The 2,725-nt window shown below is 65.7% G+C and carries 3 protein-coding genes; all 3 read right to left on the bottom strand.

The window, feature by feature from the left end:
* Positions 1–22: 22 nt before the first annotated feature.
* Positions 23–1,003 (bottom strand): SRPBCC family protein, encoded by a 981-nt coding sequence (locus tag ACNPM4_RS02295; protein WP_448984550.1) that lies wholly within the window; start codon positions 1,001–1,003, stop codon positions 23–25.
* Positions 1,000–1,245, bottom strand: coding sequence for a hypothetical protein (locus tag ACNPM4_RS02290; RefSeq protein WP_400857212.1), 246 nt, complete (start codon positions 1,243–1,245; stop codon positions 1,000–1,002). Before ACNPM4_RS02290 ends, ACNPM4_RS02295 begins: the two co-directional genes overlap by 4 nt.
* 84 nt (positions 1,246–1,329) lie before the next feature.
* A complete protein-coding gene (locus ACNPM4_RS02285) occupies positions 1,330–2,490 on the bottom strand; it encodes a flagellar basal body-associated FliL family protein (RefSeq protein ID WP_448984549.1) in 1,161 nt (386 codons plus the stop codon).
* Positions 2,491–2,725: the final 235 nt, after the last annotated feature.

Genomic DNA, 2,725 nt, shown 5'->3' with positions numbered 1-2,725 from the left:
ATGCGCCGCCGGCGTTCGGGCGTCAGCGGAAGACGCGAGTGATGCCGCTTTCGAGCTGCGTGAGCTGGATGAAGAGCACGAAGCGAAAGAGCGGCTTCATCAGTATGCGGACGATGCGTCGGACGCCGCGGCTCGGAGGGGTCAGCCATGTCAGGGTCACGCGGAGTTGCATTCCGCCGGCGGCATGTTCGAGCGCGAACGCCACCGACCTCGGATTCGAGCGCGCTGCATCGGGGTGAGTGAAGAGCCACTGGATGCTCGTCGGCTCCTCGCGCTGGGCGAGGTGCACGCGCTGGCGCCGGAACTCGTCCTTGACCTGCATCGGCTTGCCGTCGGGCAGGGTCGTCGCGGTCTCCGCCTCCCACGGCCCGCTCGTCTCGTCGTCCGCATCGACCGCGGCGATGCCCTGGTCCCACTCGGGGATGCGGGCGGGAGCGGACAGCAGCGCCCACACATCCTCGATCGGCGCAGGCACGAAGACCGAGCGGGAACCGGAGAGGTTCTGATCGCCCGCCGGGGAGGGGGCGATGAGGCGAAGCCGCTGCACCTCGTCCAGCCGGGTTCGCAGAGTGTCGGGATCGGCGTCGAGTCGTCTCAGGATCTGGTCGATGAGCCCACTCGGCTCGTCGACCAGAGCGCGGAGCACGGCTGCCGAGTCACCGCGCCGCTCGCCGCTCGACGCGTCTTTCAGCACCGTGATCGCGCGATCCGTCCATTCATAGCCGCTGGTCTCGTGGAAGACGATGCGACCCGGACTGTCCGGATCGGTGGCGATGCCCACGAGCCCGAGTTGAGACGCGTGCTGCGCCGCGACGGCTGCGCGCGCCGCCTCCAGGCTGACGCCCATTCCGCGGAGGGTCTGGCCGCCGGTCTCGGAATCGATCGTCAGCGCGAGGAGGAGGTGATCGATGTCGGTGTCGCGGACGCCGAAGCGCGAAGCCTCTTCCATCGCCGCGAGCGAGAGGGTGTGCATCGTGGCGGCGGCGTGCGTGAGCCGGCTCATGAGTTCCTCCGAGGGACGGTGATGGTCGGATCGATCCGCTTCGAGTGCTTCTTGTGCACGGCCTGTCTCGTGACGCCCAGGGCATCGGCGATGGCCTGCCAGCTCATGCCGGAGCGCAATCCGGCTTCGACCTGGCGCAGTTCGAGGACATCGGCGAGGGTGCGCAGCGAGGCGACCGCCCGCAGTCCCGCGCGCGGGTCGGTCGTGTCCGCGGCGACCTGTGCGACATCGAGGGATTCCATGCTGTCAACCTACGTTGCGTGACGAGCGACTGTCAACCCGGGTTGCTTAGATCGGCACGACGTGAAGTGTCCCTCGGCTGATGATCACGGGTACCGAGACTGGATCTCGAGAATCTCCTGCGGCGTGGGCGCGGTTTCGACGGAGACACGGCGCTGGAGCGTCTGGAACGGCGTCAAGCCCTCACCGGCCGGCGCGGGTTCGATCTTCTGCTTCCAGGTCGGCTCGATCACGTCGAGCATGTAGCCCAGTTGGGCACCTGTTTCGTAGGCGATGTCGCGTTCCAGGATCTCGAACTGCTCGGTTTCCTCGATGTAGTCCAGAACAGACACGAAAGTCGCGGTCCCGCCGGACTTCGTCGTGAGGATGTTGATATCGCCATGCGTGAGGTCGGACATGCGTCGTTCGACATATCTCGCCGTGCCTTCGATCGCCTCGGTGTTGTCCTGCACGCGCAATTCCGGCCACTTCTCATAACGCGCGATGCGGATCTGCGCGAGGTCATGGGCGGCGATCTCCATGCGGGCAGGGTCTGTGACACCAGTGGCGGAGTCGAGGATCGCGAACTCGGTGCGCAGCAGCGCCAACTGCTCGGATGACGTCGGGTAGTCGAAGATGCGGTCGCCCTCCGCCCCGCGGTCGTACGACCATTCCTGCTGCGTGCCCACGTGGAAGGCTTCATGGAGCAGGAAAGTGCCGAATTCGAGGGATGGGTCGCCGGCTCCGTCCAGGATGTCGGCCGAATACTTGAAGGTCAGCACGGGAGTCTCCCCGAGCGTCTCGATGGTGAAATTGAAAGGTGCCCAGAACGGCAATGAGGCTGTCCCGAGGGTCTTGGTCACGCGCACGTCGTCCGGCAATGAGCCGTCGGGAAGGTCGACCTTCTGCATTCCCGCGGTGTCGATCACATCCGACATGTTGACGAGGTATGCATAGTGCCAGATGACTCCCCCCACCTCGTCGCGGCGGATCAACGTCAGAGGTTGCTCGTCGAAACGGTAATCGGCCGACCAGATCGCTGCGGGGTCGGCCTGGAACTGCTCGTAGAGAGAGCTCAAAGAAGTGAACATGCGCTGATCGGTTTCGTCGAGCTCTGCGTAGTGCGTGCCGGGGAGCTTCTTGACACCGAACCACACCGCGGCAGCACCGGTGGCCACGAGGATGACCACCACGATGAGAGCGATCCACCCGCGCCTGAGTCTTCTGGAGGCTGGTGCGCGCACCGACCACATCGTTCCTTCGGCCATGATTCCCCCTTTACCGCCATCGAGACTCCGCCTCGACAACACTGTCTAACATTCTAGACGCGAGTGCGGACGCCGGAACGCGATACCCGACGACAGCATCGCCGAACATCTCGCCGAGCGGACGACCGAAGATTCGGGTGCGACCGAGGACGTTCCGGCGGGGGGCGCCGGCGCCGACTCCGGGGCTGTGGAGGCGGTGCGTGTCGACCCCGAGTCGCGCTCGTCGGTCCCGGAC

This window comes from Microbacterium umsixpiens, from assembly GCF_053543675.1.
The sequence above is the reverse complement of the archived record's forward strand: the minus strand, read 5'-3'. Positions and strand labels throughout refer to the sequence as shown.

Bases quoted from the DNA above. Each gene is read 5' to 3' on its own strand.
- ACNPM4_RS02285 (WP_448984549.1), bottom strand. From the start codon at position 2,490: ATGGCCGAAGGAACGATGTGGTCGGTGCGCGCACCAGCCTCCAGAAGA.
- ACNPM4_RS02290 (WP_400857212.1), bottom strand. From the start codon at position 1,245: ATGGAATCCCTCGATGTCGCACAGGTCGCCGCGGACACGACCGACCCG.
- ACNPM4_RS02295 (WP_448984550.1), bottom strand. From the start codon at position 1,003: ATGAGCCGGCTCACGCACGCCGCCGCCACGATGCACACCCTCTCGCTC.